Annotated in this window: 27 protein-coding genes; 12 read left to right on the top strand and 15 right to left on the bottom strand. The window is 69.1% G+C overall.

Translation table 11 applies throughout. The features are described 5' to 3' along the window. Positions 1-45: 45 nt before the first annotated feature. Positions 46-822 (bottom strand): endonuclease I family protein, encoded by a 777-nt coding sequence (locus ACZ1DY_RS18230; RefSeq protein WP_465485055.1) that lies wholly within the window; start codon positions 820-822, stop codon positions 46-48. A gap of 160 nt (positions 823-982) precedes the next feature. Here ACZ1DY_RS18230 and ACZ1DY_RS18225 point away from each other — a divergent pair, with 160 nt between their 5' ends. Continuing rightward, complete coding sequence (locus ACZ1DY_RS18225) at positions 983-1414, top strand: PPOX class F420-dependent oxidoreductase (RefSeq protein WP_465485054.1); 432 nt, start codon at positions 983-985, stop codon at positions 1412-1414. Positions 1415-1815: 401 nt separating this feature from the next. Next, positions 1816-2238 carry a hypothetical protein gene (locus ACZ1DY_RS18220; RefSeq protein ID WP_465485053.1) on the top strand — a complete coding sequence of 141 codons (423 nt, stop codon included), beginning with the start codon at positions 1816-1818 and terminating at the stop codon, positions 2236-2238. Here ACZ1DY_RS18220 and ACZ1DY_RS18215 read toward each other — a convergent pair. Together ACZ1DY_RS18215 and ACZ1DY_RS18210 are read right to left on the bottom strand one after the other, a co-directional pair. Further along, entirely contained in the window at positions 2235-3416 is a 1182-nt protein-coding gene (locus tag ACZ1DY_RS18215) for an FAD-dependent monooxygenase (protein WP_465485052.1), read from the bottom strand. The two genes, ACZ1DY_RS18220 and ACZ1DY_RS18215, sit on opposite strands and share 4 nt — an antisense overlap. Before the next feature lie 27 nt (positions 3417-3443). Continuing rightward, entirely contained in the window at positions 3444-4886 is a 1443-nt protein-coding gene (locus tag ACZ1DY_RS18210) for an MFS transporter (RefSeq protein ID WP_465485051.1), read from the bottom strand. 99 nt (positions 4887-4985) lie between these two features. On the opposite strand from ACZ1DY_RS18210, the gene ACZ1DY_RS18205 reads away from it, so the two are divergent. Next, entirely contained in the window at positions 4986-5615 is a 630-nt protein-coding gene (locus tag ACZ1DY_RS18205; RefSeq protein ID WP_465485050.1) for a TetR/AcrR family transcriptional regulator, read from the top strand. A 112-nt stretch (positions 5616-5727) separates the two neighbouring features. Then, a complete protein-coding gene (locus tag ACZ1DY_RS18200) occupies positions 5728-6630 on the top strand; it encodes an alpha/beta fold hydrolase (protein ID WP_465485049.1) in 903 nt (300 codons plus the stop codon). 6 nt (positions 6631-6636) lie between these two features. On the opposite strand, the gene ACZ1DY_RS18195 is transcribed toward ACZ1DY_RS18200, so the two are convergent. Both ACZ1DY_RS18195 and ACZ1DY_RS18190 read right to left on the bottom strand, forming a co-directional pair. Next, positions 6637-7299 (bottom strand): response regulator, encoded by a 663-nt coding sequence (locus ACZ1DY_RS18195; RefSeq protein WP_465485048.1) that lies wholly within the window; start codon positions 7297-7299, stop codon positions 6637-6639. Continuing rightward, a complete protein-coding gene (locus ACZ1DY_RS18190; protein ID WP_465485047.1) occupies positions 7296-8414 on the bottom strand; it encodes a sensor histidine kinase in 1119 nt (372 codons plus the stop codon). The genes ACZ1DY_RS18195 and ACZ1DY_RS18190 overlap by 4 nt, the downstream gene beginning before the upstream one ends. 369 nt (positions 8415-8783) lie before the next feature. On the opposite strand from ACZ1DY_RS18190, the gene ACZ1DY_RS18185 reads away from it, so the two are divergent. After that, positions 8784-11093: a PQQ-dependent sugar dehydrogenase gene (locus ACZ1DY_RS18185; RefSeq protein WP_465485046.1), complete on the top strand. Its 2310-nt coding sequence runs from the start codon at positions 8784-8786 to the stop codon at positions 11091-11093. 161 nt (positions 11094-11254) lie between these two features. Then, positions 11255-11833, top strand: coding sequence for a hypothetical protein (locus ACZ1DY_RS18180; RefSeq protein WP_257487485.1), 579 nt, complete (start codon positions 11255-11257; stop codon positions 11831-11833). Between the two features lie 2 nt (positions 11834-11835). Here ACZ1DY_RS18180 and ACZ1DY_RS18175 read toward each other — a convergent pair whose 3' ends face one another. The 3 genes from ACZ1DY_RS18175 to ACZ1DY_RS18165 all read right to left on the bottom strand — a co-directional run bounded on the left by ACZ1DY_RS18175 (position 11836) and on the right by ACZ1DY_RS18165 (position 13873). Further along, complete coding sequence (locus ACZ1DY_RS18175; RefSeq protein ID WP_257487486.1) at positions 11836-12270, bottom strand: VOC family protein; 435 nt, start codon at positions 12268-12270, stop codon at positions 11836-11838. Further along, positions 12270-13256 (bottom strand): aldo/keto reductase, encoded by a 987-nt coding sequence (locus ACZ1DY_RS18170; protein WP_465485045.1) that lies wholly within the window; start codon positions 13254-13256, stop codon positions 12270-12272. The genes ACZ1DY_RS18175 and ACZ1DY_RS18170 overlap by 1 nt, the downstream gene beginning before the upstream one ends. A gap of 62 nt (positions 13257-13318) precedes the next feature. Next, positions 13319-13873: a cysteine hydrolase family protein gene (locus tag ACZ1DY_RS18165; RefSeq protein WP_465485044.1), complete on the bottom strand. Its 555-nt coding sequence runs from the start codon at positions 13871-13873 to the stop codon at positions 13319-13321. Between the two features lie 61 nt (positions 13874-13934). Here ACZ1DY_RS18165 and ACZ1DY_RS18160 point away from each other — a divergent pair, with 61 nt between their 5' ends. Further along, positions 13935-15776, top strand: coding sequence for a cellulase family glycosylhydrolase (locus ACZ1DY_RS18160; protein WP_465485043.1), 1842 nt, complete (start codon positions 13935-13937; stop codon positions 15774-15776). 7 nt (positions 15777-15783) lie between these two features. Here the strand turns inward: ACZ1DY_RS18160 and ACZ1DY_RS18155 are convergent, their stop codons facing one another. After that, positions 15784-16206 carry a VOC family protein gene (locus ACZ1DY_RS18155; RefSeq protein WP_465485042.1) on the bottom strand — a complete coding sequence of 141 codons (423 nt, stop codon included), beginning with the start codon at positions 16204-16206 and terminating at the stop codon, positions 15784-15786. A 5-nt stretch (positions 16207-16211) separates the two neighbouring features. Next, positions 16212-16769: a PadR family transcriptional regulator gene (locus tag ACZ1DY_RS18150; protein WP_465485041.1), complete on the bottom strand. Its 558-nt coding sequence runs from the start codon at positions 16767-16769 to the stop codon at positions 16212-16214. Positions 16770-16893: 124 nt separating this feature from the next. Between ACZ1DY_RS18150 and ACZ1DY_RS18145 the strand changes: the two genes are divergently transcribed. After that, a complete protein-coding gene (locus tag ACZ1DY_RS18145; RefSeq protein ID WP_257487492.1) occupies positions 16894-17277 on the top strand; it encodes a nuclear transport factor 2 family protein in 384 nt (127 codons plus the stop codon). 256 nt (positions 17278-17533) lie between these two features. Here the strand turns inward: ACZ1DY_RS18145 and ACZ1DY_RS18140 are convergent, their stop codons facing one another. Both ACZ1DY_RS18140 and ACZ1DY_RS18135 read right to left on the bottom strand, forming a co-directional pair. Then, complete coding sequence (locus ACZ1DY_RS18140; protein ID WP_465485040.1) at positions 17534-18691, bottom strand: IS30 family transposase; 1158 nt, start codon at positions 18689-18691, stop codon at positions 17534-17536. Between the two features lie 102 nt (positions 18692-18793). Continuing rightward, a complete protein-coding gene (locus ACZ1DY_RS18135; RefSeq protein WP_465485039.1) occupies positions 18794-19450 on the bottom strand; it encodes a DNA alkylation repair protein in 657 nt (218 codons plus the stop codon). A gap of 194 nt (positions 19451-19644) precedes the next feature. Here ACZ1DY_RS18135 and ACZ1DY_RS18130 point away from each other — a divergent pair, with 194 nt between their 5' ends. Further along, positions 19645-20046: an STAS domain-containing protein gene (locus ACZ1DY_RS18130; RefSeq protein WP_126730886.1), complete on the top strand. Its 402-nt coding sequence runs from the start codon at positions 19645-19647 to the stop codon at positions 20044-20046. Positions 20047-20068: 22 nt separating this feature from the next. Next, positions 20069-21307: a PucR family transcriptional regulator gene (locus tag ACZ1DY_RS18125; RefSeq protein WP_465485038.1), complete on the top strand. Its 1239-nt coding sequence runs from the start codon at positions 20069-20071 to the stop codon at positions 21305-21307. A gap of 4 nt (positions 21308-21311) precedes the next feature. Here the strand turns inward: ACZ1DY_RS18125 and ACZ1DY_RS18120 are convergent, their stop codons facing one another. Next, positions 21312-21710 (bottom strand): STAS domain-containing protein, encoded by a 399-nt coding sequence (locus ACZ1DY_RS18120; protein WP_257487496.1) that lies wholly within the window; start codon positions 21708-21710, stop codon positions 21312-21314. A gap of 92 nt (positions 21711-21802) precedes the next feature. On the opposite strand from ACZ1DY_RS18120, the gene ACZ1DY_RS18115 reads away from it, so the two are divergent. After that, positions 21803-22741 carry a universal stress protein gene (locus ACZ1DY_RS18115; protein WP_465485037.1) on the top strand — a complete coding sequence of 313 codons (939 nt, stop codon included), beginning with the start codon at positions 21803-21805 and terminating at the stop codon, positions 22739-22741. Between the two features lie 10 nt (positions 22742-22751). Here ACZ1DY_RS18115 and ACZ1DY_RS18110 read toward each other — a convergent pair whose 3' ends face one another. Further along, positions 22752-23111 (bottom strand): hypothetical protein, encoded by a 360-nt coding sequence (locus ACZ1DY_RS18110; protein WP_465485036.1) that lies wholly within the window; start codon positions 23109-23111, stop codon positions 22752-22754. A 70-nt stretch (positions 23112-23181) separates the two neighbouring features. Between ACZ1DY_RS18110 and ACZ1DY_RS18105 the strand changes: the two genes are divergently transcribed. Further along, on the top strand, positions 23182-24285 hold the full coding sequence (locus ACZ1DY_RS18105; protein ID WP_465485035.1) for a carboxylate-amine ligase: 1104 nt from the start codon (positions 23182-23184) through the stop codon (positions 24283-24285). Between the two features lie 121 nt (positions 24286-24406). Here ACZ1DY_RS18105 and ACZ1DY_RS18100 read toward each other — a convergent pair whose 3' ends face one another. Continuing rightward, positions 24407-24853 (bottom strand): DUF6098 family protein, encoded by a 447-nt coding sequence (locus ACZ1DY_RS18100; protein ID WP_465485034.1) that lies wholly within the window; start codon positions 24851-24853, stop codon positions 24407-24409. Positions 24854-24974 lie beyond the last annotated feature (121 nt).

Raw genomic sequence — 24974 nt, 5'->3', positions numbered from 1 at the left:
CCGCCTGGATCACGAAGCCCATCGAACAGACTTACCGGACACGGCCTAGCCGTAGATGGAGGCGGCCCATTCCGGGTGGTCGATGAACGGGTTGCGGTTGTGCTGGAACTGGTCGTGGATGACCTGGTTGCGCCGCTGCTCGGTGGCGTCGGGCGGGTCCTGGGTGTGCCAGCTCAGCAGTACCGAGATCCGGCCGATATTGGGTTTGGACCCGTTGTCGACGGCGTCGTTGGGTTCGAGATCGGGGAAACCGTCGGTGCCGTCGTAGCGGACGCCCATGTACAGGATCATGCGGGCGACGTCGCCCTTGACCGCGTCGCGCGGCTCGAACGAGTCGTCATCGGTCAAGCTGCCGGGCGCTTCTTCGACCGGGGAACCGCCGGCGTCGAAGTCCTTGTTCCCGCGCGTGCTGTTGACGGACGCGTCCTCCGCGCGCAGGTGGTGCAGGTCGGTACCGGGGCCGACCGCCGTGCCGAAGTCGCCGTGCGACTTGGCCCAGACGTGTTCCCGGTTCCAGTCGTCGACTCCCCCGCCGTTGGCCGTCTTCGCCTGCGAGCGGCCGCTGTAGAGCAGCACGACGTTCGCCTTGTTGGCCGGATCCTCGTCGGTGGCCCTGATCCCGTCCCACACCTGCTCGTACGTCAGTTTGGTGCCGGTGCTGATGATCTTGTGCAACGCCGCCTTGAGCTCGGGCCCGGTCTTGCCCAGCGCGTCCTGGTAGTAGTCGTCACCGGACGGACCCGCGAGGGTCGGCGACGCGAAGGCGATCCCCGCCGTGAGGCCGAGCGCGAGTACGACAGAGATCCGGCGGGCTGGCCGCATGGACTGTTCCTCTCCCCAGAGGCGCCGGCCCGGATCGTCGTCGTCCCGTCTGCCACAACCCCGGCAACGCACAAGTCGTATGGTTGGAAAAATACTTTCACGTGTGTCAAGGGGCGGCCCCAGGTGCGACAATCGTCGCCCCGACCCCCTGGAGGACCGCGTGGCCGAGTTGAGCGAACAGATCCGCGAGTGGGTCGCGGCACCGAGGTTCTGGCATCTGGCCACGGTGAACCCGGACGGTTCTCCCCAGGTGTCCCCCATGTGGATCGACGTCGAAGGCGACCACATCGTGTTCAACACCGCCGTCGGCCGGGTGAAGGAAGAGAATCTGCGCCGTGAACCCCGGGTGTCGTTGTCGTGCCTGGACACGGAGAATCCCTACGACCGGGTGGTCATCCACGGCCGGGTCGTCGAGTTCGTCGAAGGTGACGAGGCCGATCAGTGCATGGACCGGCTGGCGAAGAAGTACGTCGGGACCGACCGGTTCGAATGGCGGATCCCGGGCGAACGGCGGGTCAAGGTCCTCGTTGAGCCGACCCGTTCCCGTCATGTCGTCGGCGTCGAACCTTTCCGGCGTGGGCGGCAGCCGTAGAGCTCCGTCCTTTTTGGACGCGTGAGCGCTGTTCCGCAAGGGGTTGCGAATGGCGATGAGTTCTATTGACGCCGGACCGCGCCCCTCACCGTGTGGATTTCGGTGCGTTGGATGAACCGAAATCCACACAGCCCGGCGAGACCGTCCCTGACACAGGAGGGCGTGTGGAGATAGGGACACTCAACGTCCCGATCTCCACACCCCCAACCGACGCCACCTCTGCCTTACCCCTCGCCAAATCGGACATCGCGCCATCAATCAGGCGTTCGATCGGCGCCGATTATCCTTTGTGGACATTCGCGCGCGGGCAGTCCGTCTCGGGTCGCCGCGAAGACCGGAACGATATCGCTTCGAGACCCGGACGACGCAACCGCGAGCCGGACCCGCTACGTCCACCTCGCATGAGATGGATCGCGATATGCCTCCTCCTGGTCGTGGCGAGCTGTGGCACCGGTACGGCGCAGGCGGAACTGGAGGCGTTCACAAAGCTCGGCTCGGCCGGCGGCCTGGCGGGCTTGGAACCCGTGGAGCTGGGAACGGCCGGCGCTCCAGGGTTCCTGCGAACCCTGGAGCAGGCCAAGATCGCGAATCCGGCCGAAGCCCGTGCCGCGCTGGCGTACGCACCGCCGGCCGATCGGCGCGGTTTCGCCTTCGTCGTGCCCGGTTGCGCCGAGGACGGCGCCGAACTGACCGTCGAAGGCGGCACGCTGACCCCGGAGCTCACCGGCGGCGAGAACGTCAACTGCGCTACGGCGAACTACTTCCTCGCCGTCTTCTCCGTCGAACGCTACTCGATCCCGGCGGCACCGAAGTTGTCGCGCTAGCCCCGCTGCGGTGCCACGATCGCATCGGGCAGGACGAGCGCGGTGTGCGCGGGCCGCCCGGTCTCCGTCGGCAAGGTGGTCAGGCCGCGGAGCCGGCTGTCCCGTCGCGCGAGGGCTTCGGCGGTGACCGGGAAGAGCGCCGCTTCACCCACGCCGACCTGAGCTTGGTTCAGTTCCACGAATTCCCGCGTCTCCTTTTCGTAGGCGTCGAAGGCCGCGGTGGTGGCGAGCGACCTCGCCAGCATGTAGGCGCCGACGAGGGCGAGGCTGGAACCTTGCCCTGTCAGGAACGACGGCGCGTAGGCGGCATCGCCGACCAGCCCGATCCGGCCGCTGGACCAGCGCGGCAGGTGGATCTGGCTGACGGTGTCGAAGAACAGGTCGTCCGCTTCGCGCATGGCGCCGATCATGGCCGGGATTTCCCAGCCGTCACGGGCGAAAGTCGTGGCGATCAGGTCACGTGGCGCTTGCGGATCGTGAAGGACTTCGTACGGCAGTTCGGGGCGCGCGGCGACCAGGAAGCCGTGGACCTTCTCGCTTCCTTTGACCGCGTACAGCGCCGCGCCGCGGCCGGGCGCGTTCCAGATGATGCCTTCCCGCGACAGGCCGAGTTCGTTGGGCATGGTGAAGCCGGCGAAGCAATAGCCCAGATAACGGTGGTACTGATGCTCGGGACCGAAAACGAGTTCCCTGGTGCGAGAGTGCAGTCCGTCGGCGCCCACCACCAGGTCGAAACCGCGCCGCGCCCCGCTCCGAAAGGTCACATCGACACCGTTTTCGTGTTCGGTGAGCGCCTCGATCGAGTCGTCGAAGACGTACTCCACGTCGTCGCGCGTGGCTCCGTACAGGATTTCCGCCAGGTCGCCACGCCGCACCTCGAGGTCGTGCCCGTCGACTCCGCCGGTCACCGCCTGCGGGTTCACCGACGTCACCTCGCCGCCGTCGGCGTCGACGAAGGTGAGCGAGCGTGTCTCGATATGCGCTTCTTGAAGCCGCGGAAGGATTCCCATGCGGCGGGCCACTTCCAGGGCGGTGCCACGGATGTCGATCGGATAGCCGCCACCGCGCAGCGCGCCCGCCTTCTCCACCACCGTCACGGAGAATCCGTGACGGTGCAGCCAGAAGGCGACGGCGGGACCGGCGATACTCGCGCCGGAGACCAGAACAGTGCCTTTCACGATGTTCGTTTCCCTTCTCGGATTCCGTCAGAGAGTCGCCAGTGACGGCGTTTTGGTGCCGGAGCGCGACTTTCGCACCAGCAGGACGACGAGGACCGCGGCGATCGCGAAGGCGACGGACGCGATGGTGATGTAGGTGAAGACACCCGTTCCCGAATTCACCGTCTCGCCGCCGGCGGACACGGCGGTCGACTTGAGCACCGCGGCACCCACGAAGTCCAGCACCACCGAGCCGATCGCGATGACGACCATGACCAGGCTGGAGACGATGCCCTGCCGTTCGGCGGGCGCGAGGCCGCCCGCCAGGTTGAAGCCGGACGTCCCCAGCGCGCCGACCGTGAAACCCAGCAGGAAGGCGAAGAACACCGCGACGGGGAACTGCGAGACACCGAGGAACATCCCGAGGGTGGCCACGGTTCCGAGCGCGATTCCGCCGGCCAGGGTCATCGCCGGCCCGACGCGGGTGGCGAGCATCCCGGCCACCGGACCGCCGATCATGACGCCGATTCCGGGTGCCGCGAGCAGCAGCGCCAGCGTTCCCTGGCCCGCCAGGCCGTATCCGAGTCCTTGGTCCGCCGAGACATCACTGACCAGCGGAATGAGCTGGAGCATGCTTTGGTACGAACCGGTGCCGAGGACGAGCACGAGCAACGTGAGCGCCAAGGGCGCGCCGAGGTGCCGGACGTCGATCAGCGAATCGGGTTTCCGGCTCGAGACGAGGAACCACCTGGCCAAGGCCGCGGCACCACCGGCGAGCAGGACCACCGGGCCGAGGGCGACCCAGCCGAACTCCGAGCCGAGACTGATGTAGCCGAGCACTCCGGCAAGGCCGCCGCCGAGGAGCAGCGCCCCGCCGGCGTCGATCCGGCCCGGCGTCTTGACCACGGATTCGGGAAGGACGCCGCGGACGCAGATCGCCATCGCGATCGCCACGACGGCCGATATCAGGAACAAGATCTGGAAGCCGAACTCCGCGGCCAGTTTCTCGGTGAGGAAACGGGAACCGATGTTGAGCACCGCGGATCCCGACGTCACGATGCCCACCACGATCATCGCGATGCGGGGCGCGCAGATCTCGCGGACGATCGCGACGGACAGGAACAAGGCGGCCACGGCCGCCCCTTGCAACAGGCGCCCTGGCACGAAGACCCAGAGGCTGGGTGCGACCGCGCAGACGAGCGCGCCCGCGCAACTGAGCAGCAAGGTCAGCACGAGCACCTTGCGTTTGCCGTACACGTCGGCGCTCTTGCCTAGCAACGGCGCCCACATCACGCCCGCCAGCATCGCGCTGGCGTTGAGCCAGGCCGTCTGATCGGTGCCGAAGTGGTCGAGCATCTCCGGAAGGACCAGCAGCGGTGCGGTGATGGCCGTGTCGACCATGAAGTTGACGAGCACCAGCACCGCCACGAGGCCGATCAGCCGACCGTTCCAGCTCGCGTGCGGTCCTGCGCCGATCCTGCTCTCCTGCATGAAGGACTCCTTGTGCGGGATTCAGGGAAAGGCGGCTCACCCGCCTCAAAAACTACACTACACGGTGCAGTTTTCTACGGCTGAGAATACGATGAGAACATGGCGACCCCGAGAGCGACCGCGCTGACACCGGGCCGTCGGCTGCGAGCCGAGGCCAAACGAGCGGCGATCCTTGACGCCGCCGAGGCGTTGTTCGTGTCGGACGGCTACGAACTCACCAGCGTCGACGCGATCTCGGCGCGGGCCGGAGTGTCCAAACGCACCGTCTACGACCACTTCGGCGACAAGCAGACCCTCTTCCGCGGCGTGCTCGGCCGCGCCAACGACGCCGTGGTCGCGACCGTCCGCAAGGCGATCGACGAGGAGCTCGCCGACGACCGCGACATCCGCGACGCCCTGCTCGGTTTCGCGCGGCGGGTGACGACGGGGATGTTCCCGACTTCGGACTACGCGACGTTCCGGCGGTTGAGTTCACAGGCCCCCGTGGCGCCACGGCTGCCGGAAGCGGCACGGGACGAACCCGAACGGATGATGGAGGAACGGTTCGCGAAGTTCGCGGCCGACGGCAAGCTCCGGCTGACCGACCCGCGGCGTGCCATGCAGCACTTCGTCGCCCTGACCATGCGCTTGGTCCTCGACGTGACCGACGAGGACCAAGCGGTGGGCAAGGCGGAGATCCTCGAGATCCTCACCGACGGGGTCGACGTTTTCTTGCGCGCCTACGGCTGACGTCCTGTCCCCCGTGCGAGCTACACGCAAGTGCCCTCCGCATGGTGACGATTCCCGGCGGCCGGATCCGTAGCGTGCCGGGTGAATCGTTCCCCTGTACCAGGAGTTCACCATGTCCCGTAAGGCATCCGCTCTGATCGCACTGTGCTGCGCCGTGACAGGCGTGGCACTGTCGGCCTGCGACGAAGCCACGGAAGCGGAACCGGAGGCGCCCGCGAACAGCAGCGCCGCCACTCAGGATCGGGCCGCGTTCACCGGAACGCAGAAGATCAAGGTCGGCGAACGTTCGGTGAACGTGTCGTGCGCCGGTGAGCCGGTCGAGGGACGGCCGCTCGTCGTCCTGTTGCACGGCGGGGGCGACGACGTCACGAAACTGGCCGGGCTCCAGAACACGCTGGCCGCACAGGGCCGGGTCTGTTCCTACGACCGGCTCGGCGCGGGCGCCAGCGACCAGCCCGACGGGCCGCAGAGTTTCGAAACCACCGGCAAGATCCTGACCGGGGTACTCGACCGGGTCGCCGGCGGCGAGCCGGTCGTGCTGGCCGGGCATTCACTCGGCGGGCTGATCGCCGGCAGGTACTCCCCCGACCACCAGGACCGGGTCAAGGGCCTGGTGCTGATGGACGCCACCTCGCCGACCCAGGAGGCCGATCTTCGGCAGCAGATACCGGATTCGGCCACCGGGATGGCGGCCGAACTGCGCCAGCAGACCTTGGCGGTGTTCGCGGGTCAGGGTCCGGAGAAACTGGTGGTCACCGACGGCGAGGTCCGCTCCGCGGGCAACATCCCGGTCGAGGTGATCCAGCACGGCAAGCCGTACCTCACGGCCGTCCCCGAGTACGGCGCGGGCCTGGAGCGGGCGTGGTCGGAGGGCCAGCGGAAGTGGCTCGCCCTGTCCGGGCGCAGCAATCTGAGCACGGCCGCGAACAGTGAGCACTACATCTACGTCGACCAGCCGGATCTCGCCGTCCGCGCGATCCAGCGCGTCACCGACGAAGCCGCGAAGTCCAAATAGGACGGTTCAGGTGACGAGGCCGTGCCGGAAGGCGTAGATGACCGCCTGGACCCGGTCGCGGAGCCCGAGTTTGGCGAGCATGCGCGACACGAACGTCTTGACGGTCTCCTGGCTGATCATGAGGGTCGCGGCGATCTCGCTGTTGGAGAGGCCGTCGGCGATGAGGCGGAGCACCTCCAGTTCCCGGGGAGTCAGCGGACCGCCGTCCGGGTCCTGGTCCTCCGGGGGCCGGATCCGGGCGGCGTATCTGCCCACCAGCTGCCGGGTCACCTCGGGATCCAGGAGGGCCGCGCCGGCGGCCACGGTGCGGATCCCGTGCAGCAGCCGGTCGGGCGGGGTGTCCTTGAGCAGGAACCCGCTCGCACCGGCGCGCAACGCCCGGTAGACGTACTCGTCGAGATTGAACGTGGTCACCACCAGCACCTTGCCGGGCTCGGCCACACCGGCTCCCGCCAGCAGGCGGGTGGCCTCGATACCGTCGAGCACCGGCATGCGGACGTCCATCACCACGACGTCGGGGCGCAGCCGGGCGGCGAGGTCGACCGCGGTCCGGCCGTCGCCGCATTCGCCCGCCACCTCGAGATCGGGCTGGGCGCCGATGATGGTCACCAGCCCGGTGCGGACGAGCAGCTGGTCGTCGCAGACCAGCACCCGGGTCGGCGCGGTCACGACGGGTTCCCGGCGGGGATGCGGGCGCGGACGGAGAATCCGCCGTCACCTCGGCGGCCCGCGCTGAATTCGCCGTTCAGGACGTCGATCCGGTCGCGGAGCCCGGCGAGGCCCCGGCCGCCGCCCGTGGATTCCGGGGTGGACAAGGACTCCTCCGTGTCCACCGCGACGGTGATCTCCCCGTCTCCGTGGCGCACCAGCACCGAGGTACGGCTGCCGCGCGCGTGTTTCAGCGCGTTGGTCAGCGCCTCCTGCACGACGCGGTAGGCCACCGGACCGGCGTCCCCCGCCGCGGGCTCGCCCTGTTCGGAGAACTCCACCGGCTGCCCCGCCCGCCGGGTGCGCTCCACCAGGGTCGGGATCGCTTCGGCGCCGTGGCCGGGGTCGAGCACGTCGAGCAGGTGACGCAGGTCGGTGATGGCCCGCCGCCCGGTGTCGGCGACGGCGGTCAGGCTCTGATCGAGTGGCGCGTCGGTCAGGTACCGGGCCGCTTCGGCCTGCACGACCATCGCCGTGACGTGATGGGTCACGACGTCGTGGAGCTCGGCGGCGATCCGGGCACGTTCGGCCGCTCGCGTCTCTTCGGCGACGCGGAGCCGTCGTTCCTCCTCCGCGGCCCGGCTGGACCGCAGCCATGTCCCGATCCCCCACGCCAGCACCAGCGCGAGATAGAACGTCACGTAGCCAGAGACGGGCTCCGTCCCGCCGAGCGCGGCGAACGCGATCGCCGTCGCGAGGTAGACCGCCGAGAACGCGATCACCGCCACGCGACGGTGCCGCTCCAGCCGGAGCCCCAAGGTGAGCAAGGCGATCGGCAGCGCCGTGCCCGCGACCGAGTGGTAACCCCCGAACTGGTCGATGGCGAAACCGAGTGACACCAGCGCGAAACAGGCCACCGGCCACCGGGCGCACACCACGAGCGGGACGCACTGAAGGGCGATCCCGGCCACTGCCAAGAGGTCGTACGGGCGGTTCGGCATCCCGCCGAACTGCGTGCCGTGGCTCTGCAGCGCCGGGAGCAGCGATCCGGCGAAGAGGGTCAAGGCGACCGGCAGATACCAGACCGGGCCGAACAACCGACGCCACTGCTCCGAGACCCGCCTAAGGGAGACCACGAAGCGGATCTTATTCCGAACGGGTGAATGGTCCGTATGCCAGCACGGGTTATGCCGACGACGCCATCGTCGTCACCGTCGTGCCGCGTGGCGCCGTCCGCGCGCACTGGCCCGGCACCGATGACGGATTCGGCGCGCACGCCCGGCTGACCGGGTTCCCCGGCAGGAGCGCGTGGATCCCGCCGGCGCCGGAACGGGGATGTCGCGAAAGCCACTTTCGGGACATCAGATGTCCCGAAAGTGGCTTTCGCGACGTGCCCGGGCGCCCTCGCGTGCGTTTTCTGGCAGACGCGTAACAACTTCCGGCCTCCACACGGCATACCGGAGAGCCGTCTTGTTCCGGCCGGTCCCCGCGCAGGAGGAGTTCGTGTGCTGACTTCCCGTCGTTTCCCGTTCCCCCGAAGATCACGGCGCGCGCTGGCGGTGGGCGTGGTCGGCCCGCTGGCCGGCGCGCTCGCGGTCGGTCTCGTCACCGTCGCGCCCGCCGCGGCCGCGGTGCCGGCCGGATTCACCGACACGGTGGCGATCGGCGGGCTCAGCTCGCCGACGGCCACCGCGTTCGCGCCGGACGGCCGGGTGTTCGTCGCCGAAAAGAGCGGTCTGGTCAAGGTGTTCGACTCGCTCGCCGACTCGACGGCGACGGTGTTCGCCGACCTCCGTACGCAGACCCAGGACTTCTGGGATCGCGGCCTGCTGGGGCTCGCCGTCGACCCGGCTTTTCCCGCCAGGCCGTACGTCTACGTCTCGTACACCCTCGACGCCGAACCCGGCGGGACCGCGCCGCGATGGGGTGACACCTGCCCGGCCCCGCCGGGTGCGACGGACAAGGGTTGCGTCGTGACCGGCCGGGTCTCGCAGCTGACGATGGGTCCGGCGGGCACGGCCGTCAGCGAAAAACCTCTGGTCACGGGATGGTGCCAGCAGTATCCCAGCCACTCGGTCGGCGCACTCGCCTTCGGGCCGGACGGGGCCCTGTACGCCGGCGGCGGTGATGGCGCCAGCTTCACCTTCGCCGACTACGGCCAGGCAGGGAACCCGTGCGCCGATCCGCCTTCACCCGCCGGGACGAACCTCGCGCCACCGACGGCGGAGGGCGGCGCGCTGCGTTCGCAGTCGCCGCGGCGCCCGGCCGGGCAGCCGGTCCTGCTCAACGGCACGGTGCTGCGCATCGACCCCGACACCGGCGAAGGCGTCCCCGGCAACCCCTTCGCGAACAGCGCCGACGCCAACGCCCGGCGCGTGATCGCCTACGGCTCGCGGAACCAGTTCCGGTTCGGCTTCCGGCCGGGCACCGGCGAGCTCTGGGCGGGCGACGTCGGCTGGGACACCTGGGAGGAGATCAACCGCGTCGCCGACGTCGGTGACGGCGTGGCGGAGAACTTCGGCTGGCCCTGCTTCGAAGGGACCGCGAGGCAGGCCGGGTACGACGGCGCGAACCTCGACCGCTGCGAGTCCCTGTACTCCTCCGGAGGACATTCCGCCCCGTACTACGCCTACAACCACCGCGCCAAGGTGGTGGCGAGCGATCCCTGCCCCACCGGAGGCTCGTCGATCAGCGGGATCGCGTTCGAATCCGGCAGCAACTACCCCGCCGAGTACGTCGGCGCGCTGTTCTTCTCCGACTCGTCCCGTGGCTGCATCTGGGCCATGCAGACCGTCGGCGGCCAGCCGAGCCCGAGCCGTCTCGTACCGTTCGTGACCGGCGCCAACGTCCCGGTGCAGGTGCTCACCGGACCGGGCGGTGACCTGTTCTACGTCGCGCTGGGCAGCGGCGAACTCCGTCGCGTGAGCCACCCCGGCGGCACCAACCGGCCGCCTTCCGCGGTGGCGACGGCGAATCCGACGAGCGGGCCCGCACCGCTGACCGTGCGATTCGACGGCTCCTCGTCCACCGATCCGGACGCCGGGGACACCCTGTCCTACGCCTGGGATCTCGACGCGGACGGCGCGTACGACGACTCGTCGGCCTCCGACCCCACCTGGACCTACACCGCGGCCGCCGCCGTCGACGCCAGGTTGCGAGTGACGGACTCCCACGGCGCGAGCGCGACCACGACGGTGCGGGTGACCGTCGGCAACCCGGAGGGCCTCGACCCGGTGCCGGTCATCGACAGCCCGGCGGGCACGCTGACCTGGTCCGTCGGCCAGAACGTGTCCTTCTCCGGCCGCGCCGTCGACGCCCAGGACGGGCAACTCCCGGCATCGGCGCTTTCGTGGCGGCTCGCGATCCGGCATTGCGCGACCAACGGCACCTGCCACACGCACAACGTCCAGGACTTCCCCGGCGTCGCGGCGGGCTCGTTCGTCGCACCGGACCACGACTACCCGTCGTACCTGCAGCTGACGCTCACCGCGACCGACTCGACCGGCCGGACCGGCAGCAAGACGGTCGACCTCCAGCCGAAGACGGTGTCGCTGAACTTCACTTCCAATCCCAGCCAGGCGATGCTCACCGTCGGCGGCACGCAGCAGCGCACACCGTTCTCCCGGACGGTGATCGCCGGATCCACCAATTCGATCAGCGCGGACAGCCCGCAGAACCTGCCGCCGCTCAACCTGAAGTACGCCTACACCGGCTGGGCGCACGGCGGCGCGCGGACGCAGAACATCATCGCGCCGGGTACGTCCACGACCTACCAGGCGAAGTACCGGCTCTGCTGGCTGCTGCAACCCTGCTGAGGTCACGGCGGGTTCGCGTGTCACGCGAACCCGCCACAGCACGCTTTTCTCTGTCGCGGAACACCTTCCGCGACAGCCGTAAGACCCCTGAAAGGATCGGAACCCACCCCGGAAACACCTCGTCGGATCGCCCATCCAGATCCGCACGAAAGGTGAATCCGATGACCTATCCAGGACTGCCCGAGCAGCAGAACACCCAGTCGCCGACCATCAAACCCGGTGTCGCCATCGGGATCCTGGTCGCGGTGATCGCGCTGGTCGCCTTCTGTGTCACCGCGTTCGCCGCGCCCGGCTTCCTGCTCCGCAAGGGACCAGGGATCTCGCTGCCCGTCCCGCCCAGCAGCACGACGACCACCTCGTCACCCACGAGCACCACGGAAAGCCCGAGCAGCACCAGGGTCAGCCGTCCGAGGATCACCATCACCAGGCGCCCGGCCCGGCCGCCCGAAAAGGGCGTTCAGGTGATCGCGGACTTCCTCGCCGAGATCGCCGCCGGGGACAAGCCGTCGGCGATCGCGCTGGCCTGTGAGGCACAGAAGAGGTTCATGGACGACAAGATCGATTCCCTGCTCCCGCTGGGTTCACGCGTTCAAGTGACGACCACCAGCGGGACGGCCAAGTTCGTCCTTGCCGATGTCGCCGGAGTCGCCAAAGGACGGTCCGCCAGGGGCACCGTGATCGCGGATCGCACGGCGGACGGCGATTTCTGCGTCACGACGTTCAGTATTCGCGCCGCCTGAGATCAGTCGAGACAGAACTCGTTGCCCTCGATGTCCTGCATCACGATGCAGGACTCGTTCTCCCCGTCGGCGAGCATGACCCGCTCGCAGACCGCGCCGAGCGCCTCCAGCCGGGTGCGTTCGGACTGGAGGGCGGCGAGCCGCTCCTCCCCCACGAGCCCGGTGCCCGCCCGTACGCAGAGATGCACGCGGTTCTTGACGACCTTGCCCTCGGGGACACGCTGGAAGTACAGCCGAGGGCCGACGCCCGTCGGGTCACTGCAGGCGAAGCTGGCGTCCTGCTGCTCGGGCGGCAGCGTGCGGTTGTAGTCGTCCCAGGTGGCGAACCCCTCCGGCGGCGACGGCACGACGTAGCCGAGCACCTCGCACCAGAAACGGGCGAGACGCTCGGGTTTCGCGCAGTCGAACGTGACCTGGACCTGTTTCACCGACACCATCAGACCACCCTAATCGCTGTCGAACGGAGCAAACCCGCGGCCCGCAGATCGGCCCAGACCTGTGCGGGGACCTCCGCGGCGAAGGACTCCACGTTGCGTCGTGCCTCGTCGGCCGACCGCATCCCGACCGCGACGCCGGCGACGGCCGGATGCTGGAGCGGAAAGGCCATGGCCGCTTGGGGAAGTGTCACACCGTGCGCCTCGCACACGTCGGCGATCCGGTTCGCCCGCTCCACGACTTCCGGTGCGGCGGTCTCGTAGTCGCAGTGCGCTCCCTCGGCCGGCCGGGGCACGGCGAGCAGCCCGGAGTTGAAGACCGACGCCGCGATCACCGAGACACCGCGTTCCTCGCACGCGGGCAGGAAGGTGTCGAGCGCGCTGTGGTCGAGCAGCGTGTGGCGGCCGGACTGCATGATCACGTCGACATCGGTCTCCTTGACCAAAGTGGTCAGCATGGCCGTGTCGTACATGCCGGCGCCGATCGCGCCGACGATCCCCTCCGACCGCAGCTCCGCGAGGGCCGGATAGCCGTCGCGCAGCGCGTCGTCGAAGTGCTCCTCGGCGTCGTGCAGGTACAGCACGTCGATCCGGTCGAGGCCCATGCGCACCAAGGAATCCTCGACGCTGCGCCGGATCCCGTCGCGCGTGAAATCGCGTACCCGGCGGTGCGCCGCGGGGACGTGGAAGCCCGCCGGATCCATCTTCCCGGCCGGGTCCTGGGGTACCAGCAGACGGCCGACCTTCGTCGACAGGACGAACGAATCACGCGGCCGCGAGCGCAGGAACTCGCCGATACGGCGTTCGGAATGCCCGATCCCGTAATGCGGTGACGTGTCGTAGTACCGGATCCCGCCGTCCCACGCCGCGGCCAGCGCTCCCGCCGCGGTCTCGTCGTCCAGTGGCGCGAACAACCCGCCGAGCGGCCCGCCGCCGAAACCCAGCCGCGTCACCTCGACATCGGTGCGTCCGAGTCGCTTCGTCTCCATAGCCGCCCACTTGATCATGTCGGCGACCACGGTGCCACATCGGGGCCGTCCGGTCTCGCGATTTATCCGCCGTCGACGAGCCACTCCGCGCACGAGACGACCTCGAAGCCCCGGCTCGGGAACACCTTGTCGACGAAGAAGCCATGCATCGCCGGATCGCCGTCGGCGCAACCGTCGCGCAGCACTGTCACGCGATAGCCGCGGTCCGCCGCGTCGTAGGCCGTCGCGGCCACCATGGCGCTGGTCGCGACTCCGGCGATCGCGACCGTGTCGACGCCCCTCGCGCGGAGCACCAGATCGAGATCCGTGCCGGCGAACGCGCCGGCACGGCGTTTCAGCACGACGACGTCCTCGTCGGCGACCGGCAGATCGATCTCCGTCCCCGCCGAACCCTCGTGGAAGGTGTCCCCCGCGTCGTGGAACGACTCGAACAGCGCGTTCCCGGGCGGTAGATCGGCTCCGTTGCGCCGCAAGGCGAAGTGGACGAACACGACGAGCGCGCCGGCCGCCCGCGCACGCGGCAGCAGACTCCTGATCGGCGGCAGGACTGTTCCGGTGAACGGGTAATTGCCGGTGATGCCTCGCTGGAGGTCACCGATGATCAGCGCGGTGGTCATGAGCGGAAGTTACCCGATCGTCCGTATACAACCGGCCGCGTGACTGGCTAGCCTCCGCCGGGTGAGGATCAAGAGTGTGCTGCTCGCCGCCCTGACGATCGCCGGGATCGTGGTCCCCTCGCCCGCTGTGGCCAGTGCGGACCCATCGGGCTGGGTGGCGCCGCTGAGCACGCGCGGCCGCTACATCGTCGACGCGGCGGGCGACCGGTTCAAGCTGAAGGCCGCCAACTGGCACGGCGCGAGCGGCACGTGGACCGGCTCGGGCGACGTGAACGATCCGGCCACGCACCACGCCGGCGAGATCGCCTACCAGACCCCGCTCGGGCTGGACCGGGCCCCGATCGACACGATCATCGACGGGCTGGCGGAGCTGGGCCTCAACAGCGTCCGGCTTCCCTTCTCCAACGCGATGATCCACGACACCAGGCCGGTCCCCGATCTCCCGGCGAACCCGGAGCTGCGCGGCCTCACCCCGTTGCAGGTCTACGACCGCGTCGTCGCGCGGCTGACCGCACGCGGGTTCGCGGTGATCCTCAACAACCACACCACGACCTCCCGCTGGTGCTGCGGTCTCGACGGCAACGAGCGCTGGAACACCGCGCAGACCGAGCAGCAGTGGCAGGACGACTGGCTGTTCATGGCGCGCCGTTACGCCGCGAACAAACGAGTGGCCGGTGCCGATCTCTACAACGAGGTGCGCCGCGACGTCTTCGACGATCCCAACTGGGGCTGGGGAAACGGCACGGACTGGCAACGCGCGAGCCAGCGGGTCGCCGACCGTATCCTGACCGAGGCCAATCCCGATCTGCTGCTCATCGTCGAGGGCATCAACTGGACCGGCCTGCCCGTGGACGGCCTTCCCCACGGCAGGCCCACACTGGAGCCCGCCCGCACGTTGTCGCATACGCTCGTGGACTCCGGGAAACTGGTCTACGCCGCACATTTCTACGGGTACACGGGGCCGAACCATTCCGGGGCGACCGGCACCGGCGAGACCCACGATCCGCGCTACCGCGACCTTTCGCCGCAAGAACTGCGTGATGTCCTTTACCGGCAGGCGTTCTTCGTCTCGGCGGAGACCGGCAAGCATTACACCGCGCCGCTCTGGATCAGCGAGTTCGGCGAAGGGCGTCACACCACCGACGCGGCGAGCCGGGCCTGGTTCGAAAATTTCGTCGGCTATCTCGCGGAGACCGACACCGACTTCGCCTACTGGCCCGCTGTCGGGTTCCACGAGGGCGACACGGGCAACGGCTGGTCCTTGCTGTCGTGGGACACCGCGGGCCGACGCGCCGACGTGCTCGACGGCACGGACTGGCGTGGCCCAGCGTGGCGGCGGCTGGTGAGCGCTCCTTCCCGCTCCGGACGAATCCCCGAGGCCGAACGCTGGTCCATGCTGAACCTCGACTACGCGGATTTCCAGGCCTCGCGCAAGGTTCGCGCGATGACGGACTGGAATCCGGGCGCGCGCAAGGGTGTCTGCCCCGACGGCCAGCGGCTCGCCGGTCTTTCGCATACCGGGAACCGGGGATTGTGCACCGGCAGGCTCGCCGCCCCGGCGGGCTACGCCGTGGTCCGCGATGAGACCCATGTGGACACCGACTGGGCATCCGGTTACACCAAGGTGCAATGCCCGCCCGGGCACGCCGCGGTCGGCTACAGCGTCACCGGCGCGGCGTTCTCCGCGCTCCTGTGCGGCAAGTCGGCCACTCCGCTCGGCAAGACCGGCCGGACGGTCTGGTTCGACCGCGGCGACAACCGGCCGTCCGGGAGTCCCGGCGGTGATTTCGCGTCGGGCCGCTACAAGGGCCAATGCGCGCCGGGCGAATACGTCGCCGGTGTCGCGTACACCGGGCGCGTCGGCTCGAATCGCACTCCTGACGCGCTGCTGTGCCGCGCCTGAGCGCGTTTCAGGCCACGAAGATGCAGAACGGATGCCCCGCCGGGTCCGCGTAGACGCGCAAGGGTTCCACCGGGTCTTCGCTGCGGTCGTACCGGAGCCGCCCGCCGAGTTCGAGGACGCGGGCGTGCTGCGCGTCGAGGTCCTCGACCGAGTCCACGGTCAGGTCCAGATGCAGTTGCTGGGGCACCGGTCCGGGGTCCGGCCAGCTGGCTTCGTCAAGCCGGTCGACCCGCTGGAAGGCGAGTTGCGCCCCGCCGTCCGGGTTGCGCAGGACCAGCCAGTCCTTGTCCTCGGTGCCGGGCGGAGGCGCTTCGTCCCCCGGGCGGTAGTCCCACACCAGCAGCCGCCGGTAGAACTCCGCCAGCCCACGGACGTCCGTGCCGTCCAAGACCACCTGACGGAACTTCGGACCCGTTTTCCGCTCACCCAAGCCGATCACCCTCCATCACGCCGGTCGAGCACCGCGAGTACCCGTTCACACCAGCGAATATTCTCCTGTTCGAACGCGATCCCGCGCGCGAGGGTCAGATACGGCCCGACGCGGGGCGCCGTGGCAAGGAAATCCGCCTCGGCGGACTCGCCGAGCAGACGCTCACGAAGGCGCTCGAACCGCTTGAGTTTCGTCTCGGCGACGGCCATCCTCTCGGCGACCGCGCGCCGGACCGCCTTGCCGTCGCCTGCCTCCAGTGCCTGGACCTGGACCAGCAGCTCGTCGCGGATCGCGGTCGGCTTCGGCGCCCGCGTGGTGAATTCGGCGAGCTCGGCCGCACCCGCGTCGGTCAAGGAGAAGAGCCGCTTGTTGGGACGCCGCCGCTGTTCGACGACTCGCGCGGCCACGAGCCCCTGTGACTCCATCTTGTCCAGCTCGCGGTAGAGCTGCTGCGGTGTCGCGGTCCAGAAGTTGGCGACCGACGCGTTGAAGCTCTTCGCCAGGTCGTAGCCCGAGGACTCGCCGTCCAGGAGCGTCGCGAGGATCGCGTTCCGCAGCGCCATGGCGCGATGATAGTGCCGCGCGGATTAGTCGCAAAGTTGATTAGGCACTCTGGTGGACAGTGGCGTGGTGATCACCTACGCTCGGCGGCATCTACTCAACAAGTTGACTATGAGGAGATCGCCCATGCCCACGTTCCGTGAAGCGGTCGAAGCGAAGGACGCCGCCGCGATCGAGGCGCTGCTCGCCGACGACGTGGTCTTCACCAGCCCGGTCGCGTTCAAGCCCTACCAGGGGAAGGCGATCACCGCGGCGATCCTGCGCGGCGTGCTGCGCGTGTTCGAGGACTTCCGCTACGTCCGCGAGATCCAGGACGGCGCGCACCACGTGTACGAGTTCGAAGCGACCGTCGACGGGCTGGAGATCAACGGCTGCGACATCCTGACCTTCGACGGCGAGGGCAAGATCACCGACTTCAAGGTGATGGTCCGGCCGTTGCGGGCGGCCGAGGCGCTCGCGGCGCGGATGGGCGCCCAGTTCGAGGCCATCAAGGCGGACGCGCTCGGCTGAAGCAACCCCGATCGTCCACAAGGGACGCCCGATTTGGGCAGCCGGCGCGAGTGGGCGAACCGAGTCATCGACCAGTACGGGAGAGGTGGCGTGTCGCGAAAGCCACTTTCGCAACGTTGAAGGTTGGGAAAGTGGCTTTCACAACGTCAACGGGGCCTGCGCAAGCGACTTGGACGCGTGTCTCGAAAGCCACTTTCGAGACGTGTGATGTCCCGAAAGTGGGGCGGATTCATGCGGTGGTCGCAACGTGCTCTGTTTAGGACAGTAGCGTGGTGAGTTTTTCGAGTGGGGTGTGCCAGTCCAGTGTTTTGCGGGGGCGGCTGTTGAGTCGTGCGGCGACTGCGGTGAGGTGTTCTGCGGTGTGCTGGTGCAGGTTGGTCCCTTTGGGGAAGTACTGGCGAAGCAGGCCGTTGGTGTTCTCGTTCGTCCCGCGTTGCCATGGGGAGTGCGGGTCGCAGAAGTAGATGGCCAGGTCGGTGGCGAGGGTGATGTCGGCGTGACGGGCCATCTCGTTGCCCCGGTCCCAGGTCAGTGACCGCCGCAACTGGTGCGGGAGGGTCTGGATCGCGTCGATCATCGCGTCCCGGACCTGGATCGCGTCGTGGCCGTGGGGCAGGTGCAGCAGTATGACGAACCGAGTGGAGCGTTCCACGAGGGTGCCGATCGCGGACTTGTTACCGGCACCGGTGATCAGGTCGCCTTCCCAATGCCCCGGGACTGCCCGGTCCTCGGCTTCGGCCGGCCGTTCGCTGATCTCGACGAGGTCAGGGATCCGTGACCGTCGTGCCTGTGCTTGCTTGCGCGGGCGGCGCAGCGCCCGTCCTGTCCGTAAACACGCGGTGAGCTCGCGGCGCAGCGCTCCCCGGCTCTGCACATACAAGGACTGGTAGATCGTCTCGTGTGACACTCGCATCTCCGGCCGGTCGGGGAACTCCATCGCCAGCCTGGCTGTGATCTGCCCCGGAGACCACTCCTGCAGCAACCGCGCCTGCACATGATCCCGCAACTCGCGATTACCGGCCTCGGCCAGCTTCGCGGTCTTCGGCCGCCGGGCCCGATCCCGCGCCGCCGACTCCGCCCGATGTGCTCGATACCCGCCCCGGCCACCATTGTTCGTCACCTCCCGGCTGATCGTCGACGGGGCCCTGCCCAGCTGCCGAGCGATCTCCCGATACGAGAGATCCCCGGACAGACCACGAGAAATCTCCTCCCGCTCAGCCAAACTCAGATAGCGCTCACCCAACGAGCCAGGTGCGTTCCCGATCACCCCGCCAGCCTGCGCGAACCACCGCCGCCCGGTCTCGTGCGACACATCCACCAAACGGGCGGCAGGCTTGGGCAGACACCCCGCCCGCACCGCATCCCAGAACCGCACCCGCACCACACGCGGCAACACCAACCCACCAGCCACCACAACTCCCAGCTCACGAAGGATGTTGCAACGACCCCATGAATCCGCCTGGCTTTCGCGACACGAACGCCGACGAAGCCACGAGCGGGCCACCCACCCAGCGAGTCACGACTGCCGTCGCACCATCTCGGCGATCCAGACGGGCGCGAACGGCGAAGTGCAGTTCGGCGGGGTCGGATAGTCCTTGAGCACTTGGAGGCGCTCCCCGATGCCGACCGCCCGCGCGCGGTGCTCCGGGTGGTCGATCCCGATCTGCGCCAGGCAGTGGTTCATCGCCCACTGCAGGCGATCCGGCGCGGTCTTCATCTCCGCTTCGATGACGTCGAGCAGCCGGGCGAGGTCGAGCCCCTCGGGCTTCTTCGCCACGCGTTCGGTGGTCAGGGCCCAGCCGGCGCTCGCGACCACAGGATCCGGATCGGCGGACCAGGCCAGTCGCAGCTCCTCGGCGTGCGGGTTCTTCTTGACCACGTAGTTCACGAGCCAGTCGTGCACCTTCGGGGTCCGCGCCTCGCGCACCATGCGGTCCAGCTCGTCGCGGTCGAACGCCTTCGGGCGGCAGATCAGCAGTGCGAGCAGCTTCGCCGCCGTGTCGTCCGTTTCCCACAGCTCGCGCGCGAGCTCCTGCTGGGTTTTCAGCCGCTTCGCGAGCGCACGCAGCTTGCCGAGGTTCACCCCGTGGTCGTCGCCGTGTTTCTCGTTCACCTGCCGTGCGCGCGGGTCTTCGAGCGCGGCCAGTTCGGCCATCACCTCGGCTGTCGTCATTTCGGCCTCCCGTGGCGCCAGCCTACGAGGCGGAGGGGCTGACGACCTGCCGGACACCGCTCAACCGGCGTGCCGGGCCACGAGGCTGCTACGGTTGACCCGTCGCGGTTCAGACACCAGCCGCCGGGTCCCTCTTCCGGGTCCGGCATGCCCACCGGGCAGCAGCCGGCCCCCCAAACCGGCAAGGAGTCAACTTGACCGATTACCGCGCTCCCACTTCTTACCCGGCACGCTCGACGCGAAAATTCGTGTCCTCGCTCGACATCTCGATCACCGCTTCCGCCGAAGACACGGTGGTCACCGTATGCGGTGAAATCGATCTCGGCGTCTCGGACGACCTGCGCCGTGCGCTGGACGAGGAGCTCAGCTTCCAGCCGTCGGCGCTGATCGCGGATCTGTCCGCGGTCAGCTTCTGTGATTCGTCCGGTTTCACCGTCCTCGTCCAGACCCGGGCGAAGGCCGAAGAAGCGGGCGTCCCGTTCATCATGGTCACCCAGGAGCGGGCCCTGCTGCGGCCGATGTCGCTGCTCGGCCTCGACGCCGTCTTCACGGTGCACCCGACCCTCGATTCGGCACGGGACGCGCTCGCTCGCTGACCAGGTGTCATGATGGGCGGTTGTGACGGGTGACAAGGGTTCGGGCCTCCGCATCGGCGGACGTCCGCTGGCGGAGCGGCTGACCGAAGGCCTGCCGTCGCTCACCAGGACGGTACTCGCCGAGATCGTCTCCCGGATCCCGCAGTACGGTCTGCTTCCCGCCGAGGAACTCAGCGGCGATATCACGCGGGTGATCGAGCAGAACCTGCGCTCGTTCATCGACACTCTGCGCACCGGGTCCACGCCGACGCGGGAGGAGCTCGGCTTCCTCCGTGAGTCGGCGGCCCGGCGCGCGGAGGAGGGCATCCCGATCGACATCGTGCTCACCGCGTATCACATCGGCATCCAGGTGGTCTGGGCGTCACTGACGCCGGACGCCCGCCCCGACGAGGTCGCCGACGTTCTGGCCGTCAACGCCCTGACCTTGCGCTACCTCGAAGTGGTCACCCCCGCGGTCGGCGCCGGGTACCTCGACGAGCGGCAGACGATGTTCGACGACGAGCGGTCGGCGCGGCATACCGTGCTTTCCGCGCTGCTCGACGGCGACCCCGCGGAGGTCGCTGCGGGACAGGCCGGACTGCGCCTGCCGCCGTGCTACGTCGTCCTCGCGGCGTCGGTCGGGGCACATCCGGACGAGGTGATCGACGGGGTCGACCCGCTGGTCGCCGGGCGCCGGAAGCTCCGGCGGCTGCGGGTCGAACTGGAGCGCCAGATCCGGGGCACCGTCCTGACCTCACTCACCCCGGAAGGCGGAATCGCCTTACTGCCGCACGAAACCACGGCCGGCGAACTATCCACACGGGACTGGGAGCGGCTGGAACGCGTCCTCGCCGACGTCGCCCGTACCGCGGGCGCGGAGGTCGTCGCCGGGGCCGCCGTGGCGGAACCGGCCGGTGTGCCGGAGGCGGCGAAGCTCGCGCAGGACGTGCTCGCCGTCGCCATCAGATCCGGACGGCCGCCTGGGCTCTACCGGCTCGACGACGTCCTGCTCGAATACCAGCTCTCCCGCCCCGGGCCGGCACTCGACCGGCTGGCTTCCAGGCTGGCGCCGCTGGACGGCAACGAGGAACTCCTGCAGACACTGGAGACCTTCCTCCGCCGGGGAGGTCGCCGTCAGACCGCCGCGGCTTTGCACGTCCACCCCAACACGGTCGATTACCGGCTGCGCCGGATCGCCGACCTCACCGGACTGGATCCCACCCGGCTCGAACACGTCGCGCTGGTGAGCGCGGCGCTCGCCGCTCGGGCGACCCGGTTGTGACTCGTCACAGGGTGTGGAGATTGCCGCCCTCGTAGAGACCGAGCATCCGGCGTGCGGACCGGCATTCACCGGGGAAGACGAAGAGGCAGGTGTGCGTGTCGTCGGCCAGCAGCTGCGCACGTTCGAGGACCCGGATACCCGTCGCGCCGAAGAACTCGAGTTCGGACAGATTGAGGATGAGCGTGGTGCCGCTGCCGTGAAGCCGCTGGGAGAGCATGTCCCACAGGCGCGGCGCGGTCCCGAGATCGACCTCGCCGTTCGCCTTGACGACGGCGGTCCCCTTGGTCGGCCTGCTCACGTGCAGCCGGAGACGTCCCCGTGGGTCCTCGAGCGCTCGCAGCTCGGAGGCCACTGAGAAGGCGCGCTTCTCGTCAAGCGCGCGGGGCGTCGACAGGGAAGTCATACATAGAAGTACCCAGGTACGCGGTCCGGCGAAACGGATCGCTTGAAGACAGCCTGGAGCGGGTATCACCACCGCGTCGGAGGTGATGTCCCATGTCCGCTGCACAAAGCGGTACCGGGCCGGTCGTGACCGGTTTCGACGGGTCGCCCGAAGCGCGCCGCGCCGTCCGCTGGGCGGTCGCCGAGGCGAAGACCCGAGACCTCGGTCTGGTCCTGGCCTACTGCACCCGTGACCGGCTTCCGCCGCCCGGCTCGGACCCGGTCGCGGCACCGTTGAACGAAGCGGTCCCCCAGGCCGCCGACGACGCGGCGGACGTGGAACCCGCCCGTCGGCAACTCGCCTCGATGGCCGAAGCCCTCAAGCGCTCCGACCCGGGCCTCGACGTGCGCACGGTCGTCCGCGGCGGCACGCCGGAGGAGGTCCTGACCTCGGTCGCGGACGAGGTGGACGCGGCGATGATCGTGCTGGGTGAATCCCACACCGGGTTGTTCACCAGGGCGGTCCTCGGTTCGACCGAATCGGGCGTGACCAAGAACGCCGGACGGCCCGTCGTGGTCGTGCGCGGCGAAGAGCCTCCGCCGGGCGGACCGGTGATCCTCGGTACCGACGGCTCCGAGCAGAGCGCGCAGGCGGCGGGGTTCGCGTTCGATTTCGCGGCCCGGCACGGGCTCACCGTGCACGCGGTGCATGTCGCGCGGATGCCGATCTGGGGGCCGGCGAGCGAGCCCCTGCTCGGCGGTCCGGTACTGGATCCGGCACCCGGCCTCCCCCAGGAGGTCGCCGACGAACTCGTCGCCCGGCAGCTCGAACCCTGGCGGGAGCGCTATCCGGACGTCGCCGTGGAGATGGTGCACGGGGTGGGCCCGGCCGCTCAGGCGTTGACCGTGCAGTCCAGTGAAGCCGCGCTGCTGGTGCTGGGCCGGAGCGATCACGGTGATCTGCGACGCCTGCTGCTGGGTTCGGTCAGTGACGACGCGCTGCACCACGCGCACTGCCCGGTGGCGGTGGTCCGCGCTCAACCGGTCAGCTGAGCACGGAGCCTCACGAAGAGGCGAGCTCTCCGAGTGTCCGCTGGGAAACGCGCAGTTCGGCGGCCATCAAAAGGCCGCCGGTACGAGCCTGCGCGAGCGCGTAGCCGACCTCGGAGACCTTGGCCCATGCCTCGGCCGGCGTCTCCCCCGCGCCCACCTCGCCGGCCAGCAGGCTCGCTTCGAGTTGCTTCTGCAGGCCCGGCAGGACATTGGAGAGGTCGTCGGTGAGCCGCTGCAACGCCCCGATGGTGCGGCAGAGGTCGGCGGGCGAGGCGGGCTCGTCGTCCCGCAGCCTGGTGTACAGGTGGCGAACGACCGACCCGGCCTGTGCGGCCAGCAGGTACGGCGGCTCCTCCGGCTTCGGTGTCATGCCGTGAAATACCCCGTCCACGACCTGCGAAAACAAGTTTGTGCCGAGAGGGCCGGGGGTATCAGCGGTTGTGAACAAGGACGTACTCACCTTCGGGGTCGAGGAAGAGTTCTTCGTGGTGGACCGGGCCGGTCACCTCGCCCCGGCGGGCGACGCCGTCGTGGACGCCGCGGACGACGACGAGGAGCAGGGCGAACTCCAGCAGGAGCTCACCCTCTCCCAGGCCGAATCGGCCACCGGTATCTGCACGACCCATGACGAGGCCGAGCGGCAGCTGACGACGATGCGGGCGGAACTGGCCCAGGCCGCCGCCCGGCGGGGCTGCCGTCTGCTGCCCAGCGGGAGCGCACCGCTCGCCGAGACGGCCTTGCCCGCCATCACCCCGAATCCGCGCTACGAGCGGATGTCCGAACATTTCGGGGCGACCGCGCGGACGTCGCACACCTGCGGCTGTCACGTCCACATCGCCGTCCCCGACCGGGAAACCGGGATCCGGGTGATCAACCACGTCCGGCCCTTCCTGCCCGCGCTGCTGACGGTGACCGCCAATTCCGCGATCTGCGACGGGTACGACACCGGGTACGCCAGCTGGCGCTACCAGCAGTGGAACCGCTGGCCGTCGGCCGGTTCACCGCCGCTGTTCACCTCGCTGGACCACTACGAAAGCATCGTCGACGCCTGGCTCCGGGCGGGCGCCATCCTCGATCGCGCGATGGTCTACTGGGACGTGCGGCTTTCCGAGAAGCAGCCGACGGTGGAGTTCCGGCTCGGCGACGTCGCGGCCACCGCCGGCGAAGCGGTTCTGCTCGGGGTGCTGATCCGGGGGCTGGTCGGCACGATCCTCGCGACGGAGGAGGCTCCCTCCCTGCTGTCCAACGAGGTCCTGCGGGCGCAGATCTGGCGTGCGTCACGGGAAGGGATTTCCGGCCGCTGCCCGCATTTCCGGACCGGCGACCTCGCCCCGGCGAGCGACGTGCTCGACGATGTCGTCACCTTCGCGGCCGGTGCCCTCGAAGAGACGGGCGACCTCGATCTCGTCCGCGACGGCTGCGACCGGCTCACCGCCGAAGGCAGCGGGGCGGACCGGCAACGGGCCCGGTTCGAGAAACGGCGACGCGCGGAAGACGTCGTGGACCTCCTGGCGGTCCGGCCGGCGCCGTGCTCGAAGGCGTAACTCGCGTGATTGGAGCCGTAACTCACGTGCTTGAAGGCGTAACTCGCGAGTTACGCCTTCAAGCACGCGAGTTACGCCTTTGAGCACGCGAGTTACGCCTTTGAGCACGCGAGTTACGGCGTCAGGTCCGGCCCAGTTCGGGCGGGCGGCGTAAGGGACCCCAGTCCGCGTCGGCGCGGGCCCTGTCACGCAACAGATCGCGGGCTTCGCCGAGGACGGCGGTGGAGATCCTTCCGACGGGTTCGGGGTCGGTCAGGAGTGGCTCGTTGTCCGGACCCGAGCCCACGACCCGGCCCGCCAGTACCCAGGGCTTGGTCTCGCGACGGCGTTCGTGCCGGAGGTGGCAGTAGTCGTACAGCCGCCTGGCCAGCCAGAGTTCGAGGGGCTGCTCGCGCCACCACGGTTCCGGGTCGAGGGGGTTCACCGAGAGTCCGGGCAGTTCCGCGCCGGTGAGTTCGTCCAGGCTCGTACCGGGACGGTGCTCGGGAGTCGGCGCCCACCGCACGTACAGGCCCTTCCGGCGCCGGACCAGCGCGGCGAGCTCCCCCAGTGATTCCAGCTGTTGCATCGAGCGCTCCTGTGCGACGGATGGACACGGTGACCGGCGCGCCGGCGTCCCTGCCCCGCCGGGGTTGCCCACGCCGGTCCACCTCACGGCCGGCGGACGTACAACCTCGCTGCACCGGCCG

Source organism: Amycolatopsis sp. PSD-21 (assembly GCF_055561455.1).
This window is presented reverse-complemented; position numbering and strand designations above follow the sequence as displayed.